The sequence below is a fragment of the Nocardia otitidiscaviarum NBRC 14405 genome (assembly GCF_000308635.1).
Taxonomy (GTDB): Bacteria; Actinomycetota; Actinomycetes; order Mycobacteriales; family Mycobacteriaceae; genus Nocardia; species Nocardia otitidiscaviarum.
Genome location: NZ_BAGD01000281.1, coordinates 127,397 through 148,487 on the forward strand (window position 1 = coordinate 127,397; position 21,091 = coordinate 148,487).

24 protein-coding genes are annotated in these 21,091 nt (G+C 68.3%); 8 read left to right on the forward strand and 16 right to left on the reverse strand.

Annotated elements, in window-relative coordinates:
• Positions 1 to 6 precede the first annotated feature (6 nt).
• A complete protein-coding gene (locus ON31_RS33850; protein ID WP_255222369.1) occupies positions 7 to 984 on the reverse strand; it encodes an ABC transporter permease in 978 nt (325 codons plus the stop codon).
• On the reverse strand, positions 981 to 2,003 hold the full coding sequence (locus tag ON31_RS33855; RefSeq protein WP_039819288.1) for a sugar ABC transporter substrate-binding protein: 1,023 nt from the start codon (positions 2,001 to 2,003) through the stop codon (positions 981 to 983). The genes ON31_RS33850 and ON31_RS33855 overlap by 4 nt, the downstream gene beginning before the upstream one ends.
• Positions 2,004 to 2,161: 158 nt before the next feature.
• Here ON31_RS33855 and ON31_RS33860 point away from each other — a divergent pair, with 158 nt between their 5' ends.
• Complete coding sequence (locus tag ON31_RS33860) at positions 2,162 to 3,166, forward strand: LacI family DNA-binding transcriptional regulator (RefSeq protein ID WP_039819411.1); 1,005 nt, start codon at positions 2,162 to 2,164, stop codon at positions 3,164 to 3,166.
• 21 nt (positions 3,167 to 3,187) lie between these two features.
• On the opposite strand, the gene ON31_RS33865 is transcribed toward ON31_RS33860, so the two are convergent.
• Positions 3,188 to 4,408 carry an MFS transporter gene (locus ON31_RS33865; protein ID WP_081592944.1) on the reverse strand — a complete coding sequence of 407 codons (1,221 nt, stop codon included), beginning with the start codon at positions 4,406 to 4,408 and terminating at the stop codon, positions 3,188 to 3,190.
• 74 nt (positions 4,409 to 4,482) lie between these two features.
• Here ON31_RS33865 and ON31_RS35155 point away from each other — a divergent pair, with 74 nt between their 5' ends.
• Positions 4,483 to 5,406, forward strand: coding sequence for a TetR/AcrR family transcriptional regulator (locus ON31_RS35155; protein ID WP_051038269.1), 924 nt, complete (start codon positions 4,483 to 4,485; stop codon positions 5,404 to 5,406).
• 160 nt (positions 5,407 to 5,566) lie between these two features.
• Here ON31_RS35155 and ON31_RS33875 read toward each other — a convergent pair whose 3' ends face one another.
• The 4 genes from ON31_RS33875 to ON31_RS33890 all read right to left on the reverse strand — a co-directional run bounded on the left by ON31_RS33875 (position 5,567) and on the right by ON31_RS33890 (position 9,249).
• Positions 5,567 to 6,007, reverse strand: coding sequence for a hypothetical protein (locus ON31_RS33875; RefSeq protein WP_143979909.1), 441 nt, complete (start codon positions 6,005 to 6,007; stop codon positions 5,567 to 5,569).
• Between the two features lie 89 nt (positions 6,008 to 6,096).
• Entirely contained in the window at positions 6,097 to 6,738 is a 642-nt protein-coding gene (locus ON31_RS33880) for an HAD-IA family hydrolase (RefSeq protein WP_255222370.1), read from the reverse strand.
• Positions 6,735 to 7,916, reverse strand: coding sequence for an MFS transporter (locus tag ON31_RS33885; RefSeq protein ID WP_051038270.1), 1,182 nt, complete (start codon positions 7,914 to 7,916; stop codon positions 6,735 to 6,737). Before ON31_RS33885 ends, ON31_RS33880 begins: the two co-directional genes overlap by 4 nt.
• A gap of 316 nt (positions 7,917 to 8,232) precedes the next feature.
• On the reverse strand, positions 8,233 to 9,249 hold the full coding sequence (locus tag ON31_RS33890; protein ID WP_169335066.1) for an AraC family transcriptional regulator: 1,017 nt from the start codon (positions 9,247 to 9,249) through the stop codon (positions 8,233 to 8,235).
• A gap of 142 nt (positions 9,250 to 9,391) precedes the next feature.
• Here ON31_RS33890 and ON31_RS33895 point away from each other — a divergent pair, with 142 nt between their 5' ends.
• The 3 genes from ON31_RS33895 (at position 9,392) to ON31_RS33905 (ending at position 12,945) form a co-directional block, all read left to right on the forward strand.
• The gene (locus tag ON31_RS33895) at positions 9,392 to 9,934 is read left to right on the forward strand and encodes a dihydrofolate reductase family protein (RefSeq protein ID WP_039819291.1); all 543 of its coding nucleotides are present in this window, start codon (positions 9,392 to 9,394) and stop codon (positions 9,932 to 9,934) included.
• A 276-nt stretch (positions 9,935 to 10,210) separates the two neighbouring features.
• On the forward strand, positions 10,211 to 11,305 hold the full coding sequence (locus ON31_RS33900) for an esterase-like activity of phytase family protein (protein WP_255222371.1): 1,095 nt from the start codon (positions 10,211 to 10,213) through the stop codon (positions 11,303 to 11,305).
• 80 nt (positions 11,306 to 11,385) lie between these two features.
• Positions 11,386 to 12,945, forward strand: coding sequence for an SLC13 family permease (locus ON31_RS33905; protein ID WP_051038272.1), 1,560 nt, complete (start codon positions 11,386 to 11,388; stop codon positions 12,943 to 12,945).
• Positions 12,946 to 12,956: 11 nt separating this feature from the next.
• Here ON31_RS33905 and ON31_RS33910 read toward each other — a convergent pair whose 3' ends face one another.
• Together ON31_RS33910 and ON31_RS33915 are read right to left on the reverse strand one after the other, a co-directional pair.
• Positions 12,957 to 13,340 (reverse strand): hypothetical protein, encoded by a 384-nt coding sequence (locus tag ON31_RS33910; RefSeq protein ID WP_039819292.1) that lies wholly within the window; start codon positions 13,338 to 13,340, stop codon positions 12,957 to 12,959.
• A complete protein-coding gene (locus tag ON31_RS33915; protein ID WP_255222372.1) occupies positions 13,340 to 13,753 on the reverse strand; it encodes a hypothetical protein in 414 nt (137 codons plus the stop codon). Before ON31_RS33915 ends, ON31_RS33910 begins: the two co-directional genes overlap by 1 nt.
• Positions 13,754 to 13,836: 83 nt before the next feature.
• Between ON31_RS33915 and ON31_RS35160 the strand changes: the two genes are divergently transcribed.
• On the forward strand, positions 13,837 to 14,292 hold the full coding sequence (locus ON31_RS35160; protein WP_157533843.1) for a MarR family winged helix-turn-helix transcriptional regulator: 456 nt from the start codon (positions 13,837 to 13,839) through the stop codon (positions 14,290 to 14,292).
• Between the two features lie 78 nt (positions 14,293 to 14,370).
• On the opposite strand, the gene putP is transcribed toward ON31_RS35160, so the two are convergent.
• From putP to ON31_RS33950, 7 genes are all read right to left on the reverse strand, one after another.
• Positions 14,371 to 15,876: a sodium/proline symporter PutP gene (gene putP, locus ON31_RS33925; protein ID WP_039819426.1), complete on the reverse strand. Its 1,506-nt coding sequence runs from the start codon at positions 15,874 to 15,876 to the stop codon at positions 14,371 to 14,373.
• Positions 15,877 to 16,093: 217 nt separating this feature from the next.
• A complete protein-coding gene (locus tag ON31_RS33930) occupies positions 16,094 to 16,378 on the reverse strand; it encodes a hypothetical protein (protein WP_039819294.1) in 285 nt (94 codons plus the stop codon).
• A gap of 14 nt (positions 16,379 to 16,392) precedes the next feature.
• Positions 16,393 to 17,154, reverse strand: a complete 762-nt coding sequence (locus ON31_RS35165) for a protein kinase family protein (RefSeq protein ID WP_157533844.1) — start codon at positions 17,152 to 17,154, stop codon at positions 16,393 to 16,395.
• Between the two features lie 416 nt (positions 17,155 to 17,570).
• The gene (locus tag ON31_RS35170) at positions 17,571 to 17,954 is read right to left on the reverse strand and encodes a YbaB/EbfC family nucleoid-associated protein (protein WP_051038275.1); all 384 of its coding nucleotides are present in this window, start codon (positions 17,952 to 17,954) and stop codon (positions 17,571 to 17,573) included.
• Between the two features lie 95 nt (positions 17,955 to 18,049).
• Complete coding sequence (locus ON31_RS33945) at positions 18,050 to 18,448, reverse strand: DUF302 domain-containing protein (protein WP_039819295.1); 399 nt, start codon at positions 18,446 to 18,448, stop codon at positions 18,050 to 18,052.
• Between the two features lie 15 nt (positions 18,449 to 18,463).
• A complete protein-coding gene (locus ON31_RS37405; protein WP_169335067.1) occupies positions 18,464 to 18,625 on the reverse strand; it encodes a DUF8730 family Cys-rich protein in 162 nt (53 codons plus the stop codon).
• Between the two features lie 24 nt (positions 18,626 to 18,649).
• The gene (locus tag ON31_RS33950; protein ID WP_039819296.1) at positions 18,650 to 19,039 is read right to left on the reverse strand and encodes a carboxymuconolactone decarboxylase family protein; all 390 of its coding nucleotides are present in this window, start codon (positions 19,037 to 19,039) and stop codon (positions 18,650 to 18,652) included.
• Between the two features lie 127 nt (positions 19,040 to 19,166).
• Between ON31_RS33950 and ON31_RS33955 the strand changes: the two genes are divergently transcribed.
• Positions 19,167 to 19,427: a metal-sensitive transcriptional regulator gene (locus ON31_RS33955; RefSeq protein ID WP_029931973.1), complete on the forward strand. Its 261-nt coding sequence runs from the start codon at positions 19,167 to 19,169 to the stop codon at positions 19,425 to 19,427.
• A gap of 139 nt (positions 19,428 to 19,566) precedes the next feature.
• Entirely contained in the window at positions 19,567 to 21,090 is a 1,524-nt protein-coding gene (locus tag ON31_RS33960) for an alpha/beta hydrolase (protein WP_039819297.1), read from the forward strand.
• Position 21,091 lies beyond the last annotated feature (1 nt).

Sequence of the window (21,091 nt, forward strand, 5' to 3'; positions counted from 1 at the left end):
GCTGACCTACTTTCGGAAGCGGGCGATGCCCGCGGCGAGCAGCAGTACCGCGCCGACCGCGACCGGCTGGTAGTACTGCGAGATGCCGAGAATGGTGAACCCGTTGATGAGCGAGGTGAAAAGCACCGCACCGCAGACTGTTCCGAGGACAGACGCCTTGCCGCCGGACAGCGATGAGCCACCCAGCACCACCGCCGCGATGGAACTCAGCAGATAGGTGGTCTGCAACGACGGATCCGCCCCGCCATTGCGGGCGACCAGCATGACACCGGCTATGCCGCACAGCAATCCGGACATGGCATAGGCGAACAGGCGAATCCGGTTCACCGGAATACCGGTGTCGCGGGCCGCCTCCAGCCGGCCGCCGGTCGCGAGCAGATGGGTGCCGATCCGAGTCCGGAAGATGATCACCGCCACCGCCAGCGCGGCCAGCAGCGCCAGCAGCCAGAACCAGCGCACCGGGCCGATGCCGTCGAGTGCGAGCCGTTGCAGGAACTGGGAACTCACCGCCTGCGTATTGCCGTGCGTCAACAGCAGCGTGATGCCGTTGAGCACGCTCAGCATGCCGAGAGTGACCACGAAATCGGTCATGCCCAGCCGACCGACGAGCACCCCGTTGACGACGCCGACCGCGAGCCCGCCGAGAATCGCACCGGTGATGCCGATCGCCAGAGGATAACCCTGTGCGGTCAGATAGCCGAGAATCGCGGCGGCCCACGGCAGGTTGGCTCCCACGGACAGGTCGATGCCGCCGGCCGTGATCGCGAACTGCTGGCCCAGGGCCAGTACGGTCAGAATGGTCGAGGCGACGAGCAGGTCACTGATGTTGTCCAGCGTCAGGAAGTGCGGGGTGGCGATGAAGAACACCACCCAGAGCACCACCAGGGCCAGGGGAGCCGCGAATTCCGCGATTCTGGACAGGATCTCGGTGCGTCCCGCGCGCTCGCGCGAGTCGACCGATGCGGTGTCCACGATGGCCGTCACTTGTCCAGGAGCCCTTCGATCGGGTTGTCGAAGGCGACGATCGGGCGCGGGAACGCCTCGATCTGCTGTTCGACATTGTCCGCGCCGATGAACGCGATCGGGGCGACGACGCGCGAGGGCAGGGTCTTACCCTGGTGCAGGGCCAGGCACCCCTGCACGGCGAGTTGGCCTTCCGCATAGGGGTATTGGGTCACGGTGCCGTACAGATCCCCGGACCGCACGGCATCGAGAGCGGCCTGGATGCCGTCGACCGAGATCACCTTGATCTGTTCCGACTTGCCCGCGTTCTTGATCGCCTGTGCCGCACCGAGTCCCATGGTGTCGTTCGCGGCGAAGATGCCGGTGATGTCCGGATGCGCCCGCAGCATCGCCTCGGTGACCTGCAGGCCCTTGTCCTGCTCGTAGTCGGCGGGAGCCTTCTGCACGATCTCCAGCTTGCCCGCCACGGCGTCGCTGAAACCCCGGTCACGGTTGATGCCGTTCTGCTCGCCCGCGATGCCCTGAAGCATCACCACCTTGCCGCTGCCGCCCAGCGCCTGCACCATCCGTTCACCGGCGATCCGACCGGCATCGAGATTGTCCGAACCGATGAAGCTGGCGTAGCTGACACCCGCCGCCTCGGACGCCTTCGCGTCGATCTGGGTGTCGAGGTTCAGGATCGGAATGTCCTTGCGCGCGACCGGCGTCAGCGGCGTGATCACATTGGTGCTGTTGACCGGGACCACGCCGAAACAGTCGTAACCCTGGGCCGCCATGGTGGAGATCTGGGCGTTCTCGCCGTCGGCATCGGTCTCGGACTGTCCGGCCTGGACGTCGACCCGCACGCCCAGCGCCTCCGCCTCGGCCTTCGCACCGTCGCGCAGCGCCGCCCAGTACGGGTTGGTGAAGTTCCGGGTGACGATCGCGATCTTGAAATCGTCGGAGCCGGAGTCATCACCGCGGCCGCAGCCGGTCGTCAGTGCGGCAACCGCGGTGACCAGGGCGACAGGTATCAGAGCGCGGCGAAATCGTGCATTCATCGTGAACCGACCTAATCTGTTTCGTAGTATCAACTCGTGTTGATCAACACGAGTTGAATGACAGTGTGTGATGCGGGTCACGAGCTGTCAAGGGCTGGTCTTTCACCGTCGGCCGGTTCGATGCTTGGATGGACGGTGCGCGAGAAGGAGATAACTCGATGGCGGTCACACGGGCCGACGTGGCTCGGCTGGCGGGTACGTCTCCGGCGCTGGTCAGTTATGTGATCAATGGCGGTCCGCGACAGGTCGCGCCGGCGACCCGGGCCCGCATCGAGGCCGCCATCGCCGAACTCGGCTACCGGCCCAATATGTCCGCCCGCAGCCTGCGCACCAACCGCGGCCACGCCCTCGGCATGGTGATTCCGGACGGCGCCAATCCCTTCTTCGCCGAGTTGTCGGCGGTGATCGAGGCGGCGGCGTTCGCGCGCGGGTACCCGCTGTTCGTCGGCAATGCCGCCGGAGATCCCGGGCGGGAACAAGCCTATGTGCGCTCGTTCATCGACCGGCGCGTCGAAGGGCTGCTGGCGATTTCCTCCGCCTGGGAGACCGGCATCGCCGACGCCTGCGAGCAGGCCGGAATGGTGTTGGTCGCCCTGGACCGCATTATCGATCCGGCGCGCTGCACCCACGTGCTGTGCGATTCGGTCGCGGGGGCGCAGCAGGCCGTGGACCATCTCATCGGACACGGCCACCGCCGGATCGCCTGCCTGAGCGGACCGCATGTCTCCACGGCCGAGGACCGGGTGCAGGGCTATCGGAATGCCCTGGCGGCCAAGGGCTTGCCCGAAGGCGTCATCGTGCGGACCGATTTCGGCGGCTCGGCCGGATATCACGCCCTGGCCGAGTTGACGGCCGGGCCGAACCCGCCGACCGCCGTATTCGTCACCAGCGATCTCCAGGCCATGGGAATGCTCCGCGCCGCCTACGACGCGGGACTGCGGGTGCCCGACGATCTGGCCGTGGTCGCCTTCGACGGCATCGAATACTCCCGGTACACCCGCCCCGGCCTGACCACCATGGTCCAACCGGCCCGCCGCATGGGTGAGCTGGCGGTGGACCTACTGCTCGAGCAGATAGAAAGCCGCACACCGGATCCCGGCATCATCCGTCTCGATGCGGAACTGCGCACCCGCGGTTCCTGCGGTTGCTCCGACGAGTTCTGACGCCGGTGCCGAGTGCTCGGATCAGGAGGAGGCCGCTCCGCGCTGGAGGCGTGCGCCCAGCAGGGTGCACCCCAGCGCGACGAGCAGGAGCAGCGCCAGGGTCCAGGCCAGGGCCGAGAACCCGTGCGGCGCTGCGATCGACGCGATGATCGGGCCGAGGGTGGCGCCGACGTAGAAGCTGAACATGGCGACCGAGGAGGCCGCCGCCCGGGCCTCGCCGCCGAGTTCACCGGTGGTCTGGAGGACGGCGGGCGCGATGACGCCGAGTCCACCGACCAGGATCGCGAGCAATGCGGTCAGGATGCCGATATGGCCGCCCTCGAAGGTGGCGGCCACCATGGCCGCCGCCGCGACCAGCGCGCCCAGCACGATCTGATTGTGCTTGGTGAGCCGAGCCAACGGCACCGCGAGCAGCGGCAGCGCCACCATGACCGGTAGCGCGCCCGCGCGCAGGGCGAGCAGTTCGCCCGACCCGTGGACCAGGCCGGTGATCTCGATGCCGGTGTAGACGCCCACCATGACGGCCATGGACAGGGCGCCCGCGATCAGCAGGGGGAGTAGCGGCGTGATCCGCAGTACCGCGGGGACGGTGGCGTAGCTGTGTAGCAGCGGACGGTCCGTGCCGGTCGGCGCGTCGGGGACCATGACCGCGCGCAGTGCCAGTGCCAGCGCCGCGAAGGCCACCGCCGATCCGAGGAACATGGTGCGCCACGGGAGCGAGGCGACCACGGCCTGCGACGCGATCTGCGCCAGCACCGTCGCGGCCAGGAACGAGGTGGCCACCGACATGGTCACCACGGCGCGATGCGCGGGCGTGATCCGGGTGGCCACATAGGCCATGATCGCGGGCGGTATCGAACCGACCACCAGGCCTTGAACGACCCGCAGGCCAATGGCGAGCGGCGCGCTGAGCGCCAAACCAGTCAATAGGGTGACCACTGCGGCGGCGAGCATCCCGGTCATCAGCACACGCCGGTGGCCGTACCGGTCCGACAGCGGGCCGAAGGCGACGAAGCCGCCCGCGTACCCGAAGGCGAAGGCGCTGATGATCCACGTCATGGCGCTCGCGCTCACCTGCCAGTCGGATTGCATGGCGGTGAACAGCGGAATCGGTATGTACATCTGCCCCGTCGCCAGCAGGGCGGACAGCACGAAGACCGGTAGCGTGCGCGCGGTGTGGGCGCGGTGCGTCGCGGTCGAGACCTGGGTGTCGGTCGGATTCGGCAGGGCGGTGGTCGGCATGGTGACGACGGTAGGACGCCGGTGACCATCATGTCAACCAAATAGTTGGATTACTGGATGCTAGAGTCGCCGTCATGAACGCTCCGGCCAAGCGCAGTGACGCGACCAGGCGGGCACTGCTGCGTGCGGCCCGCGCGGAATTCGCCGAGTACGGCCTCGCGGGCGCGCGCGTGGACCGCATCGCGGAGGCGGCGGGGGTGAACAAGGAACGCATCTACGGCCTGTTCGGCAGTAAGGACAAGCTGTTCGACGTCATCCTCATCGACACCATGCGCGAGTTCCTCGAGGTGGTGCAGCCGCTGTCGGAGACCGAACCCGGCGAATACGTGGGCAAGCTCTTCGACTATCACCGCGCGCATCCGCAGCTGCTGCGGCTGCTGCTGTGGGAGGGCCTGCACCGCGGCGCGGACGCGCACGACATCGACGGCTGGCGCGCCGATCACTATGTGCGCAAGTTCAATCGGGCCCAGGAGCAGTTCGGTGTGGACGAACGCCGGGCCGGTTTGGTGCTGCTCGCCCTGTGCGGGCTGGCCAATTGGTCGCTGGCGGTGCCGCAGACCACCCGACTGCTGCTCGGCGAGGCGGCCGACGACACCGAGGCCACCAAGCGGTTCATGGCCGATTTCGCGCGATCGGCCATGCGGGCGGGGCACGGGGATCTCGAACTGGTCAATGCATTGACCGATGACGCTCCCGGGCGCAGTGAGGATGTGCACGCGGCCGCGCGCAGCGAGGATGCGCGTGCGGGCGATGTGGTCGCCGCGGCCGCCCGCCGCCTGCGGGAGGCGCAGACGGCTGCCGCGGCCGCCCGCGACGACCTCGCCGCCGCACTGCGGGAGTCCCACGCCGCCGGGGTGAGCGCGAACCGATTGGCCCGGCAGGTCGCCGGTACGCTCTCCCGGCCGGTGGTGCTGAAACTCCTTGCCGCCGACACCGCTGACACCGACACCGCTGCCGCCGACGATGCTGTCGCCGACTCTGCCACCGGCGCCCGCTGACACCGACGCTGCTGCCGCCGCCGACTCTGCCGCCCCGCTACTGCCGCCGACCCTGCCGTCCCTGCTGCCGTCGATACCGACGTCCCTGCTGCCTCTGAGGCCGTCACCGCTCGCGGACGGAAGCGGCTTCCGATGTCACCGAGTCCTCCTCGGCGCTGGGTTATCCGGAGATGCTCGGCAACGGGCAGCCGAAGCTGCCGGTGGCGGTGCTCGCGGCGACCTGGACGGTCAGTGGCGTCAGTGTGATCACGTGGTCATCGCCCCAGCTGCCGATGGCCGTGAGCACGTGCTGTCCGGTGGTCTTCGGCGTCCAGGTCACCTTGGCGGCCTTGCCGACCAGGCCGCCGCCCACCTCGTCGGTCCCGATCGCGACGCCGTTGTCGTAGAAGGTGATCGGCAGCCCATTGCTCGAACTGCTGCCGCCGCCGACGAGATCACCGCTGGTGACCGCGTAGTCGCACCCGACCTTCGGATTCGATGCCGCCATCGCCACATACCCCTGGCCCGCGGCCGCCGCATGCGGCGCCAGCATCACCAGCGCCGCGCCGATGCCGAGCGTCGTCGCACCCAATCCGGTGCCGCGCACCCGAGTAGTAGCCATGAGATCCCTTCCGGCCGTGTAGCTCTCGCCCCGATCAGAGTGAAATTAGCATTCTTCACATTATCGCGCGGCTGATTCGCGCCGTTGGTTCACGCGGCCACGGTGAGGTGGAGCTGGTTCTCGATATCGGCGGGCGAGCCGGTGTAGTGCAGTACGCGCAGACCGATACTGGCGGCGGCGCGGCAGTTGTCGACGCGATCGTCTATGAACAGCACCCGGCCCGAATCGTGAACGCCGGTCGCCGACAACGCGTTCCGGTAGGTGTCCGGGTGGGGCTTGTTCATGCCCAGGCGAGCCGAGTAGAGGGCATCGTTCATCAGGGGACGCCAGTGGGAGGCATCGAGAGCATCACTCACGGGGTGCGGTGCGTTGGACAGCAGGACCATCGGGAGGTCGAGCTGTCGTGCCCGGTGCAGGAGCGCGACCACGCGGTCGTCGGTGCGGGTCCACAGCGCGGTGTCGACGGCACGCAATCGCTCGAGCAGGCCCGGGTTCGGGCGGTGGCCGAGTACGGCGGTCCAGAAGGCCGTGTCGTCGAGGTCACCGGAATCGTAGCGCTCGCGGGCGCTCCAGAAGGCGGTGCGAAAGTGCTCCAGCTGATCCGCCCGGAATCCGGCGAGTTCGGCCAGCTCGCCCCACATCGGGAGGGTCGGTTGCAGGCCGATGACGCCGTTGTAGTCGAAGATGACCGCGTCGAGTCGCGCGGGCTGAGTGGGCTGTGGGGTGATCACCTGTTCTCCAGTGCTCGATGTGAAAGGACGGCGACCACCGCGGCGAGCGCGGCGGGCAGGACGAGTGCGACGGGCAGGGTGGTCACGGCGGCCACGGCTCCGATGAGCGCCGGTCCCGCGAGCAGACCGAGGTAGCCGGTCACGGCTACGGCGGCGACCGCACGCGGACCGCCCGCGCCCGCTGCGCTGAACAATGACGGGATCGTGACGGACAGGCCGAGCCCGAAAGCGGCCCAGCCGAGCAGCGCGAGCGGCACGGTACCCGCGGACAGGCCCGCCACGAGTCCCACTGCCGCCAGGATCGCGCCTGCCCGAACGACTTTCGGCGCGCCGAAGTACGCGATGAGCCGATCGCCGACCAGTCGGCCAGCCGCCATGGCCGCGCTGTATCCGGCGTATGCGGCAGCACCGACCGCGGTGGAGGCGTGCAGTTCGCTGAGGTGAACCGCGGACCAATCGGCGGCGGCGCCTTCACCCAGCAGACACGCGGCGGCCAGCAAACCCAACAGCCAGAGTCGAATTCGAGGCAGCGCCGCGGGCTTCACGGGCGCTTGCGAGGTTTCCGGGAGTGGGGCCGGGTAGCCGATGTGGCGGGTCGCCGGTGCCACCGCGAGCGTGGCCGCCACGGCGATGGCCGCCGTGGAGGTGAAGATGTAGGTGTGCGAATTGTGCGCCGCGACAGCGACAATCAGCGCGCCGCCCAGGGCTCCGAGGCTGTAGGCGGCGTGCAGGCTCGACATGATCGGCCGACCGTAGGCGTCCTGACACCGAACCGCCGCCGCATTCGCCGCGACATCCAGAACGCCGTGCGCGGCGCCGAAGAGCAGCGCCGCCGCAAGCAGAGCGATCGGGTCCCGGCAGACGCCGAGCAGCGCCAAGCTCATGGCGAGGCCGAGTGCGCCCGCGGTCAGAAGTCGTGGCAGCCGGGCTGGTTCGGCCAGTCGGCCGCCGGCTTGCAGGCCGCCGACCATCCCGACCGCGGCGGCGAGGAGGACCGCGGCCAGACCCGCGGTATCCAGACCCGCGGCCTCCTGAACGGCCGGTATGCGTGTTCCCCAGACGGCCATCACGACGCCGAGCCCGGTGAAGTATCCGATCAGCAATCCCCGGCCGCGCACGACGGCGTCGGGTATCTCGTTCACGCACACCGAGACCGGTGGCGTGGTGGTGGGTGTCATGCAAGCTCCATCGATGCCGCCGCCGATCGCGCCGTCGAGACGGCCGTGTGTCGGCTGCGGGTGGATATGGCTGTTACCGCCTCCGTCGACGACGAAAGAGGCGCTCGGACATGGATGTGGGGACGTTCCGCGGATGAGGGCTGGAAGTCATGCGCCGCGCTGCGCGAACACGCCGAAACCTACCAAGAGGTCCGCCTGGCTACCACCCGGACGAGGGCCGTGGTGATCCGGTCCACACAACGCCGCTCGCGGGTCTGACCGGTAGTTTTGCCGTGCGGCGAAGCTGTCGCGACGGCACGGAGACGCGACGGTGAACTCAGCGTGCGGTGCGCCTGCGGTATTCGCTGGGCGCGACGCCGTGGAGGCGGTGGAAGGCGCGGCGCAGGGCGCGCACGTCGGCGTAGCCGACCCGGGTGGCGATGGACTCGACACCGAGTGACGACTCCCGCAGCAGGCGTGCGGATTCGGTGTGGCGGACGCGTTCCAGTTCGGTGCGCCAGGTGGTGTCCTCCTCGCGCAGGCGGCGCTGAAGGGTACGGGGGCTGGTCGCCATGCGGTGTGCGACGGCGCGGAGGGTTGGCGCCGAACCCTGTTGCAGCGCTTCGCGGATCGCGGTGTGCAACTGGTCCAGCCAGCCCAGCATCGGGCGGGCGGAGGTGATGGTGGTCTCGGTGTAGGACCGCATGATCGCGGCCAGTACCGGATCGGCCTCCGGAAGGGGCTGTGCCGCATCGGCTTCGGTGAAGGTGATGGTGGTGTGCTCCGCACCGAAGTGCATGTCGTCGGTGCCGAAGAGTTCCACCAGATGCCGGTGGTGCGGCGGCGGCGCGGTCGTGAACGTCACCCGCTCCGGGCGGAGGTGCCGACCCGCGGCGGCGCGTGCCTCGCGCAGAATGAGGCCCATCGCCAGTTCGTTGATCATCGAGCCACACGACAGGTCGGCGTAGGGCGTGCGGTAGACGACGGTGGCCGCGCCCGCGGCGTCCATGGTGACCTCCGCGCTCTCCAGCGGGTCGCGGACCGCCGCGAGCAGGTTCGCCCCGGCGGTGAGACCACCGGTCAGGGTGGGGGCGGTGCGGAACAGGTAGTCCCATGAACTGAGCAGTCCGGGCTGCCACAGGGTCGCGATCCGCGCGCCGCCGCCCCATGCCTCCATCTCGTCTCCGGCGATCTGCCAGATATCCAGCGCCATGGCGGAAGACAGTCGGACGCCGTCCTCGTGAATGGCCGCCATCCCGCGCACTCGTACGAGATCGGAGTCCTTCACCCCGGCCTCGAGCGCCGCGGCGAGGATCAGGCGCAGCATGTGCGGCGGCACCGTTCCTGCGATCACTTGCTCACGATAAAGCGGTTGGCGCGTTCTGTCCCGCGCACGGCGCATTGTGGTCTGACAGCAGGCCGAGCAGCGGTTTTACCTTCGATCTGTCAGGAGTTCGGTCCATCCGGGACCGGATCGAGAACGTTGGGACAGTGCAATGCGCAAAGTAGTGGGCGGCTTGTTCATCACCGTGGACGGCGTCGTGGAATCACCCGATCAATGGTCGTTCGATCTGTTCGACGAGGATTTCGGCGCGCATATGGGAACGGTGCTCGCCGCCACCGACACCATGCTGTTGGGCCGCAACACCTATACGGAGTGGGTCGACTACTGGCCCACCTCCACCGACGAGCCCTTCGCCGGACATATCAACAGCGTCCGGAAGTACGTCGTATCCGACACCCTCGACGAGGTCGGCTGGACCAACGCCACCCTGCTGCGCGGCGCCGACCTGGCTACCACCCTCGCCGAGTTGAAACGGCAGCCGGGCAACACCATCGGCACCGCGGGCAGCCCCACCCTGGTCCGCCGCCTGCTCGAGGCCGATCTGCTCGACGAACTGGAACTCATGATCTACCCGGTGGTCGCGGGCAAGGGGGCCCGCTTGTTCACCGACAACGGGCTACTGCACCGCCTCGACCTCGTCGACACCACACGCACCGGCAGCGGCATCGTCATCAACACCTACCGCCCGGCATGATCGACCCTCGAGGCCGACTGCCGGACCACCACGAATGAGTGATCCGGCAGGGTCCGGGCGAGAACCGCTGGCGGGAACCACGCCACGGATTCTCGGTCGGCGCGGACTCGCCGTCGGTGAGAATGCTCGGGTGCGCGTCGTATCGGCGGTCCGGCGTAACCGAACGCGGCTACCCGCTGCCGCCCGCCTACCACCGCGCGTGACGCGTGTACCGGGCATCGGATGGTTCCCGGCCGTTCACCTGTCGGTCCCGGCCCGCCGCTAGCGTGGTGGCCTGTGGCGCATGGATGGCGTAGGGCTGGGCAGGTAGCACTGGCGGTGGCGGTCGCGGGGGTGTTGGGGGCGCCCACGGCGCACGCGCAACCGGGGGTGCGGTTGCTGGGGGAGCGGGTGATCGCCCACGATCTCGATGTGCGGGGGACGGTGCTCGGTGGGCTGTCGGGAATCGACTATCGCGCGAGTACCGGCGATTACGTGCTGATCAGCGATGATCGGTCGGAACGCGATCCGGCGCGGTTCTATACCGCGCGCTTCACGGTGGACGGCCACGGGGTCGGGCCGGTCACCTTCACCGGCACCCACCCGCTGCTCGATCCCGCCGGTGCCGAGTATCCGGCGAAATCCGTCGACCCCGAGGAGATTCGGGTCGATCCGTGGACCGGCGACTACTTCTGGACCCAGGAGGGGGAGCGCGCGGACGGGGTGCTGATCGACCCGTCGGTGCGGATCGCCCGCCCGGACGGCACCTACGCCAGGGGTCTCCCGATACCCGACAACGAACGAATGCGCCCGGACACGGGTCCGCGCCGCAATGCCGCCTTGGAGGCCGCGACCTTCGCCGCGGGCGGCACCCTGTTCGTGACCGCGCTCGAGGGCCCGCTGCTCGAGGACGGTCCCGGACCCACCACCGGCGGCGGATCGCTCAACCGCCTGACCGTGCAGGCTCGATTCGGTCCGGTGCTGGCCCAGTACCTGTATCCGACCGAGCCGGTCTTCGCCGCGTCGCGCCCCGAACCGGGCCGCGGCGACAACGGCATCGTCTCCGTCCTCGCCGCCGACGCCCTGAACCCGTCGACGCTGCTCGTCCTGGAACGCGGCTTCGTCCCGGGCGTCGGCACCAAGATCCGTCTCTACGAAGCCGATCTGACCGCCGCCACCGACGTGCACGGCACCAGCGTGACCGACGCCCGCCCGGCCGCCAAACGGCTGGTCGCCGACCTGGACGAGCTCGGCCTGTCCCATGTCGACAATATCGAGGGCATGACCTGGGGGCCGCGTCTCGTCACCGGTGAGCGCACCCTGATCCTGGTGAGCGACAACAACTTCAGCGCCGAACAGGTCACCCAGCTCATCGCGCTAGCCATTCGCTGACCGGGCGACCAACGCGTTTCGCACGTACGGGGCCGGACCGCCCGGTACCGTCACGGACACAGCGCGTTGAGAGGTGGGCTATGTCACATTCCACTGATTCCGCGGTCGTCGTGGACGATTCCAGCGGCGCGGTCTCGCGACGTTGGATCGGCCTCGGCCTCGGCGTGATCCTGGCCGTGATCGTGTACTGGATACTTCCCGATTCGCTCGGTACGCCCGCCCGGTCGACCGCGGCGGTGGCCGTGCTCATGGCCGTGTGGTGGATGACCGAGGCATTGCCGCTGCCCGCTACGGCGCTGGTGCCGCTGGTGGCGTTCCCGCTGCTGAATGTCGCACCGATGGGAACGCGGGGGCTCGATGCCGTCGGGGACGACGCGACCACCGGTGATGTGCTCGGCGCCGCCGCCCCCTACGCCGACAAGATCATCTTTCTGTTCCTGGGCGGCTTCCTGCTGGCGGCGGCCATGCAGAAATGGGGACTGCACCGCCGCATCGCCTTGCGGACCATCCGTGCGGTGGGCACCCGGCCGGTATGGCTCATCGCGGGGTTCATGCTTGCCACGGCCTTCTTATCGATGTGGGTGAGCAATACCGCGACCGCCGTTATGATGCTGCCCATCGGACTGTCGGTGATCGTGCTGACCACTCGGCTGGGCGACGGGGACGGCGATCCCAACTTCGCCGCGGCGCTCATGCTCGGTATCGCCTACGCGGCGTCGATCGGCTCGCTGGGGACGATCATCGGCACCCCGCCCAACGGTCTGCTGGTGTCGAATTTGGCCGAGGAGGGCATAGCCATCTCGTTCGGCCAGTGGATGCTGTTCGGGGTGCCGATCGCCGCGGTGTTCCTGGCGCTGGCCTGGATCGTATTGACCCGCTTGGTATTTCCGCCGCGCATGTCCGAAATACCCGGCGGTCGTGCGGCCATCGACGAGCAGTACCGCGAGCTGGGGCCGATGTCGCGCGGGGAGATCACGGTGCTGGTGGTGTTCGTGACCACCGCGCTGGCTTGGATCCTCATCCCGACATTGTTCGGCTCCAATGGAATCGACGCACTGCGCGACGCCTTGCCGTTCCTGACCCGCATCGGTGACGAGGTGATCGCCATCGTCATGGCCATCGCCCTGTTCATCGTTCCGGTCGGCCGCGGCGAACGTCTGCTGGACTGGGAGACGGCCAAGGGCATCCCCTGGGGCATTCTGCTGCTCTTCGGCGGCGGGCTGTCGCTGGCCAATCAGATCCGGGTGACCGGATTGGGCACCTGGATCGGCGATCAGGTGTCCGGGCTCGGCGGCATTCCGATTCTGCTGCTGGTCGCCGTGGTCACCGGCCTGGTGCTGCTGCTCACCGAGTTGACCAGCAACACCGCCACCACCGCCACCTTCCTCCCGATCATCATCGGCGTGGCGGGCGGCCTCGGCCTGGACCCGATGCTGCTCGCGGTCCCCGTGGCCCTGGCCGCGACATCGGCCTTCATGCTGCCGGTGGCCACCCCGCCCAACGCCGTGGTCTTCGGTTCGGGACATATCCGCATCGGCCAGATGATCAGGGCCGGAATCGGTCTCAACGTGATCGGCATGGTCTTGATCACCCTGGCCATGTTCACTCTCGCCGGACCGATCCTGGGCGTGGACCTCTGACCCGGTCGCCCTCACGAGCCTGCGGGGACCGCCCGGGCCGTAGCGCGCGGGGGAGTACCCCGCCGGTCCCGGCGGTGCCAGGCGAACGCCAGCCCCATGGCGACACATAGCGCCGCGATCAGGGCGGTGAACACATTGAACGCGCCGCGGGTGAGGTAGGAGGACACGGCCGTCCCGATCACCCCGGCGGCGAACGCGAAACCGAAGCCGAGTGCCGGGACTGCATGTCGGTGGGGCAGCAGCGCGGCGGTGGTCAGCCATACGCACAGCACCAGATCGGGCAAAAGAAACAGGTTGTCCGCGTGGAATCGATTCCGCAGGAAGAGATAGAGAAAGGTCGGGAGGCTGACGGTGACGGCGGCCAGGCGGCCCGCGATCAGCAGCATGCCGCCCATCAGGCGAGCGCGCCGATCGTGCGTCGGGGGCGGGCGTACCGGATCGCCACACCGGTGAGTGCGGCGATGCACAGCAGGTCGAACACGATGCTGAACGGTGCGAGATCGCCGCGGATGGTCGGGTTCGGCAGGATCAGCAGCAGGAAGGTCGATTTGCCGACGATCGCGGCGATGGCCGCGGCGAACCGGGCGGAAGGGTGGAAGGCGGCCCACACCAGGGCCGCGCCCAGCAGGAGTTGCAGCATGCCGCGGTGTTGCAGCAGCGCGAGGGTCATGGGATCGGGATCGGTGACCCGGTAGGTCCATTCCAAGGCGTATGCGTCGACCAGTGCGATGGCGGGGGTGGCGGTGATCACCCCCATCGTCATCAGCAACACCCGCAGTGTGGATTCGCTGTTCGATCTCTCGGCCACAACCGTCTCCAATTCGTCAGTAGTGCTGATAATCAGGCTAGGCGACTATCAGGAGGCTGACAAGGGCGGCGTAAGGTATGCGCATGAGCTCGCAATCCCCCACGGAACTGGTCACCTCGTCGACCGGCTATCTCATGCTGCGACTCGGCGAGTTCCTGCGCGAGCTCACCGAAACGCTGTTGGGGCAATGGCATCTGAGCGCCCGAGACCTGCGTGTGCTCGGCTTCGCCGCCGCGCGGTCGATGTCGCAGCGGGAGTTGGCCGAGGCCGCCGGACTGGACCGCACCACCATGGTCGGTGTGCTCGACCGGCTCGAATCGATCGGTTACGCGCGTCGGGAACGCGACGAACACGACCGCAGGCGCTTCCTGGTGGCGGTGACCGAGACGGGGGGGCGCACCCTGGAGCAGGCGGTGGCCGAACTCGCCACCGCGCAGGCCGACTTCCTGGCTCCGTTCACCCCGGAGGAGCGGCGGCAGTTCCACGCCATGGTCGAGCGACTGTTCCGTGCGCACGATCCATCATGTGACCCGGCCTGATTCCGATGTGACACTGCTGCGGTAGCCGGATTGCCCGGTGCCGCACGGATTTCCGCCGGTCGAGGCCGTGTGGACGGCCTAGCGGGCGGGGGCGGGCTCGCCGGTCGTGCCCTCCCAGGCGCGTTCCGGCGGACTGCCTATGAAGCGGCCGCAGAGGAGGGCGGCGGCGGTGGCGACGATCCAGCCCGGCACGATCTCGTACCAACCGGTGTCGGCCAGGGCGTCGACCTGGCGCCAGACCACGACGGTGATCGCTCCGCCCAGAATGCCAGCCATCGCACCCGCGGCCGTCATGCGCGGCCAGTACAGCGACAGCAGGATGACCGGGCCGAAGGCCGCGCCGAAACCCGCCCAGGCGTAGGCGACGATATCGAGGACCGCGCCACCGCTGAGCGCCATCACATAGGCCACGACGGCGACCGCGACCACGGCCGCGCGGCCCACCCACACCAGGACTCGTTCGGAGGCATCGCGGTTGAGGAAGGCGTGGTAGAAGTCCTCGGTCAGGGCGGTGGAGGAGACCAGGAGCTGGCTGTCGGCGGTGGACATGATGGCGGCCAACACGGCGGCGAGCACCAGACCCGCTATCCAGGGAGCCAACTCCTGCTGGGTGAGGGCGATGAACACCGTTTCGGGATTGTCCAGCGGCTCATCGAGCGCCACCACGCCGATCAGGCCGACCAGACACGCGGCGGTGAGCGTGATGAGGACCCAGCTCATTCCGATGCGCCGGGCGGTGGGCACGTCGTCGGCGCTGCGAATGCCCATGAACCGCGCCAGGATATGCGGCTGGCCGAAATAGCCGAGCCCCCAGGCGAGCAGCGACACGATGGCCACGAATCCGAGCGAACCGCCGTCACCCCAGACGCCGTCGGCGAAGCTCGCCTCCGCGCCCATATCCAGCAGGTCGGGCGTCTTGTCCCGCAACGCGTCTCGTACCGCGCCGAATCCGCCGAAGCCGGCGACGGCGACAATGGGCACCAGCACCAGGGCGAAGAACATCAGCAGGCCCTGCACCACATCGGTGAAGCTCACCGCGAGAAAACCGCCCAGGAAGGCGTACAGGACGATCACCAGCACCGCGACCGTGATGGCCAGCGTCGAGTCGACGCCGAACACCTCCTCGAACAGCACGCCCCCGGCGACCAGCCCGCTGGCCACGTACACGGTGAAGAACACCAGGATCACCAGCGCCGACACCACCCGCAACAGCCGCGTGCGGTCCTCGAACCGACTCTCGAAATACGAGGACAGGCTCACCGCGTTACCGGCCCGCTCGGTGTAGGTGCGCAAGCGCGGCGCGACGAACAACCAGTTGAGATAGGTGCCCACCGCCAGCCCGACGGCGATCCAGGTGGCGCCGATCCCGGCCGCGTACACGGCCCCCGGCAGCCCCAACAACAGCCAGCCGGACATGTCGCTGGCCTGCGCCGACAGGGCGGCGGTGGGGGCGTTGAGTTTTCGGCCGCCGAGGGCGAAATCGGCGAGTGTCGCCGTCCGGCGATACACCCACACCCCGATCGCCACCATCGCCACCAGATAGATGACGAACGTGGTCAGCGTGACCGCGTCCAATTCGACCATGACGGGCACCTCCCGGGTCCGCAGCGGCTTGTGGCCGCGAGAACGTACGGCACCGCGTCAGAGCGGGTGTGCCCGGAAGCTGGTGCCCGAGTTGTCGGATCACCGTAGACGATGATCACGGCGCGCGGTGGCGACTCCCGAGATTTCCGTACCGGTCGATCTCATCCGGTCTGAGCGGCGTGTCGGGGGCGAGGAGTTCGATCGGTACCCTGCCGTGCTACCGCTGGCCGTCGGATTCGTCGACGATGTCGTAGTAGCTCATGCCGAAGGGCTGCAGCAGTGCGCGCATGAACCCGGGTCCGTCGTCGGGACGCACGTAGTTGCCGGTGCCGAGGACCTCGATACCGGAACGATGCCATTGCTCGGCGAGAGCGCAACCTCCGGGCGTAGTGAACGTGAGTGCCGCAGTACCGGTCTCGGTCAGACGAAACTCGGCCACGCGCCGGGGATCCCAGGAGCCGAGGTCGTATATCGCGACCAGGGTAGGTAGATGTTCGTCCATACGGCTGCGATTTCCTAAACGATAATGCCTGGCCGCCATTCTCTTCCGGTGATCTTACCGTCCCGTTGGATCTCGCCCAGGCGATCGACGGCTCCCCTGACGGCATCGTCGCTCAGACCGAGATCTCCGAGAGCGGCCTGCAGCTGATCGGGGTGCAACGCGCGGACGTCGCGCAGGACATCGGGGTGCAGTTTGCCGTCGTCGCCCGGGACTCGATCCTCGTTCATGTAGTGCGATATGAAGTCGGAACGTATACCGAATTGCGTATCCGGATACTCCGGGAACGTCAGCGAATGGTCGATAGCCACGGGTCGGTTCCGACCCGGCTCCGCCACCGTCCGGTAGTTGCCCGCGTGTCTGTCGGTATTGCCCATGATGTAGTCGAGTGCCGCCATCCGATGCCGGTCCACTCTGCGGTAATCCGCGATCAGGCTCGCTTCGTCCGACTCCACGAATTTCATCACCGCGCTGGGACCCAGATCCGCGGCGTTGTCGGCGATCCCCGCCGGTGGAACGAGATCCCAGCCGAGCAGGTGGTTCACCCGATACGCCGCGACCTCGCGTGCACCCTGACCGCCTTGGGTCGGGATGCTGGCCCGCGTTCGGATCTCTCCGGCGAACGGTTTCACCACGCTGCGGCTGCCATCGCTCGATTCGACGCGGTAGACCTGCTTCTTGCGGTGTCCGTGCTCGAGATCATTCCCCAACGTGGCGTCGGGTCCGTGCAGTGACTCGACGCGCCGTCCCGGATCCGGCTCCGCCAGGCGACGGCGCATCTCCAGTTCCTCGCGGCTCGGCCGGTAGACGTTCGATGTGGCAGGCGGGGTATTCCGCGGCGATCCGGAGGGCGATTGCCCCTCCATGGTCCTCGCATTGTCCCGGTCGACTCCCAGGATATTCGAGACTGTCGTTCGCACCTCGCCAGCACGTTCGCGCATCGACGGGGCTACCGCCTGATTGGCTTCCAGATGGAGTGCCGTTCTGACCCGCTGCATGATCTGTTGTCCCAGCCGGGTGAGCGACCCACTCATTCCATCGCTCCCCGTGCCCGGCATCAGTCAACCGGCATGACTCATCACGCCGCGTCATGATCATCCGAGATAACGGCAGTGCGCGTCGGGCAGGTATTCCCAGTATTGGTAAGGCAGGTGACCGATGATCGTGGGGGCCGCGGCTCTCCCACCGCCAGTGGCTATGCCGGTGCGCCGGGAACCACTCCGGCGGAGGAGGGCAGTTGGCCGGTGGCCGAGGAGAAGGAGGCCATCAGTTCCCAGGCGCGGGCTTGGGCGCGCTTGGACGCCTCGCGGCCGGCCGCCGCGACAGCGGTGCCCAGCTGTTCCAGGGAGATTCGCCGGGCGGCGGCGCCGAAGCGCACGTCGGTGAGTACACCGGAGGCGTCCACGGTGACCTCCACCAGGCCGTCCGCCGACTCGGCGGTGCAGCGCAGCGTGTTCAGCCGCTGATGGATGTCGGCGAGCCGTGCCTGTTGCTCGCCGAGTGCGCCGACGACCTGATCGATCTGCTCGCGCGCCGAATCGGTGGGTGAGCGCAGGTCTACTCGTTCCGCACTGTCCATCGCATCTCCTCGTCTCGCGATCCGGTTCGTTCGCTGCCATTGTCGGTTCTTCCCAGTGTGGGGAGCACCGCATGCGTGCGGCGGCGAGCGGACGCTCAGTCGCCGAGTGCCGTGATGGCGGCGCGCAGCCGGTCGGTGGCCTCGTCGGCCACGTCCTCGAGGGCGGGGGCGTCGGCGAGATCCGCCATCATGCGCGGGTCCGCTACCTCCACCAGCACGGTGTCGGGTCCGGCGCCGCGGACCACGACATTGCAGGGGAGCAGCAGGCCGATGCGGCGCTCGGCGTCGAGGGCGCGGTTGGCCAGTGGGGGATTGCACGTGCCGAGGATGAGGTAGTCCTCCATGTCGATGTCGAGTTTGGCCTTCATGGTGGCGCGGACGTCGATTTCGGTGAGCACTCCGAAACCCTGCTGCGACAGGGCCGTTCGGGTGCGTTCCACGGCATCGGCGAAGGAGGTGCGCAGGGTGGTCGACAGTTCCGGGTTCGTCTTCATCTCGTCACCTGCTCGCTATCGGTTGCGGAGGCGGCGCAGCCAGCCTCGGTCGGTATCGGTCTGGTGGCCGGGGCACCACTGGTCGGCGGGGACCGCGGCGCGGACCTGCGCGACATGCTGGCCGCAGCCGGACCAGGTGGTCTTGCCGCAGGTTCGGCAGCGGACGGGACTACACATGCGGGATTACCTTTCCGTGGTGGGTCATGCCGGGTTGTCGCCGTTGTCGACCGCGTCGGCGAATTCGCAGAAGGCTTCGTAGGCGCGGGCGCCGTGGATGGTGGCGGGGCCGCCGTGCATGAGGAAGGTGACGCCGATGGCCTCGGCGGCCTCCTGCCGGGTGGCTCCGGCACGAGCCGCGGCCTGCCCGTGCGAAGCGATGCACCCGTCGCAGCCCTCCACCACGCCGATGGCGAAGGCGATGAGTTCCTTGGTCTTGCGGTCCAGCGCCCCGGGCGCGAACGCCGCCTTGCTCAGCTCGCCGAAGCCCTTGTAGACCTCGGGAATGCTGCGGCGCAGCTCACGGTGCTGTGGGGACAGTTCGCGCAGCACCGCGGTGCCGTGCCGGGAGGTGTGCTCGGTGACAGGTGACATCGGTGTTCCTTTCGGCTCTCACTTATCCCCCCGGGGGGATACGAGACCCAGCGTACATCCCCCCGGGGGGATATACAATGAACGAGTCCGGCCGCGATTCGGCCGATCAGCCGAAGGAGATGGACCCATGCGACTAGAGCCCGAGGACACCAGGGCCGTGCTCACCCGGATGAAGCGCGCCCACGGCCATTTGGCCAGCGTCATCCGCATGATGGAGGAGGGCGCGGAATGTGAGGACGTCCTCACCCAGCTCGCCGCCGTCAACAAGGCGCTCAGCCGCAGCGGCTACGCGCTGGTGGCCACCGGCCTCCAGCACTGCCTGACCACCGGCGGCCCGGACAGCGTCGACACCAAGAAGATGGAGAAGCTCTTCCTCTCCCTGGCCTGAGTTCGACCGGTCGCCAGCGGGATTCCCGTCATCGCGCACGCTGTGGCAGGGTGGTCCGGGCAGGTGTCGTTCGGTGTTCGGAAGGCTCGGTGTGGTTTCGCGGTTGGGGCGCAGCAGATTTCCGTGGCTAGTCGCCCTCGTGGCGGTGCTGGCCGGGCTGGGTGCGGTGCCCGTGCCCGCCGCGGCCGACGCCGTCGACAACCATGTCGACGAGCTGGCCGAGGCGGCGGAAACACCGGTGCTGCACTGGAACGACTGCGGTGACGGGTTCGAGTGCGCGAGCGCGACGGTGCCGCTGGACTACCACCGTCCGCGCGACGAGGGCATCGAACTGGCCGTGATCAAACTGCCCGCCGCGGATCCGGATGCCCGAATCGGCACCCTGTTCGTCAATTTCGGCGGTCCCGGCGCGTCCGGCGTCGATCGACTGCGGGAACGGGCTCGCTGGCCCTGGCTGTTCTCCGCGGAGCTGCGGGCGCGCTTCGACATCGTCTCGTGGGACCCGCGGGCGGTGGCGCGCAGCGCGGCGGCACGGTGTTTTCCGAATACCGATGCGCAGCTGGCATTTCTGGGTGCGTTCCCGGATATGCCCGGAGATGCGGCGGGCGAGGCCGAATTCTATTCCTACAACCGGGAATTCGCCGAGCGCTGTGCGCGATCGGCGGGCCCGATACTGCGCCACGCCTCGACCGCCGATACCGCGCGGGACCTGGAACTGCTGCGGCGGGCCGTCGGTGAGCCGCGACTGACCTACCACGGCATCTCCTACGGCACCCTGCTCGGCGCCACCTACGCCAACATGTTCCCCGGACGTGTCCGGGCCCTGGTGTTCGACGGCTCCATGGACTTCCAGGGCAGCGTCACCGGCCACGGGACCCAGGGGACCACCGTTCCGCTGGACGCCCGCCAGGACGTGGCCACCGGTATCGCGGAGACCTTCGACGCCTTCCTGCGGCAATGCGCGCAGGCGGGATCGAACTGCGCCTTCTCCGCAGGGTTCCCCGGACTCAAGTGGCGGTTGATCGCCGAACGGGCGCGCTTCGCGCCCATCCAGTTGAACGGGTACACGTGGACGTACTCCGCCATCGTCAATGCGGCGTCGGACCTTTCGCGCCCGTCCACCTATCCCGAGCTGGCCGAACTGCTGCAGTCGCTGTTCGACGCGGTGTTCGGGCTGCCGGGCATCGCGCCGGTCTCCGGCGGGGCGAACTACACCGGCAATCGTACGGAGGCGTTCTTCACAACCCAGTGCGCCGACAGCACGGTACCCACCGATCTCGCGGTGTACAGCCGCGCCGCCGTCACCGAGGACCGGCGGGTGCCCTACTTCGGCCGGATCGGCGTCTTCGACATGATGGCCTGCGCGTTCTGGCAGGCACAGGACGCCGACCGCTACACCGGCCCCTGGAACCGCCGGACCGCCGCCCCGATCCTGGTGCTCAACAGCCGCTTCGACCCGGCCACGCCGCTGGCGGGCGCGTACGCGGGAGCCGCGCAACTGGCCGACGCCCGCGTCGTGGTGGTCGAGGGGACGGGCCACAGCAGCATGTACGTGCCCAGCACCTGTGCCGAACGGGTGAAGCGGGAGTATCTGTTCACCGGCGAACTGCCTCCGGCGGACACCCGATGCGAGATGGACCGGTCGCCGTTCGATCCGGCCTGAC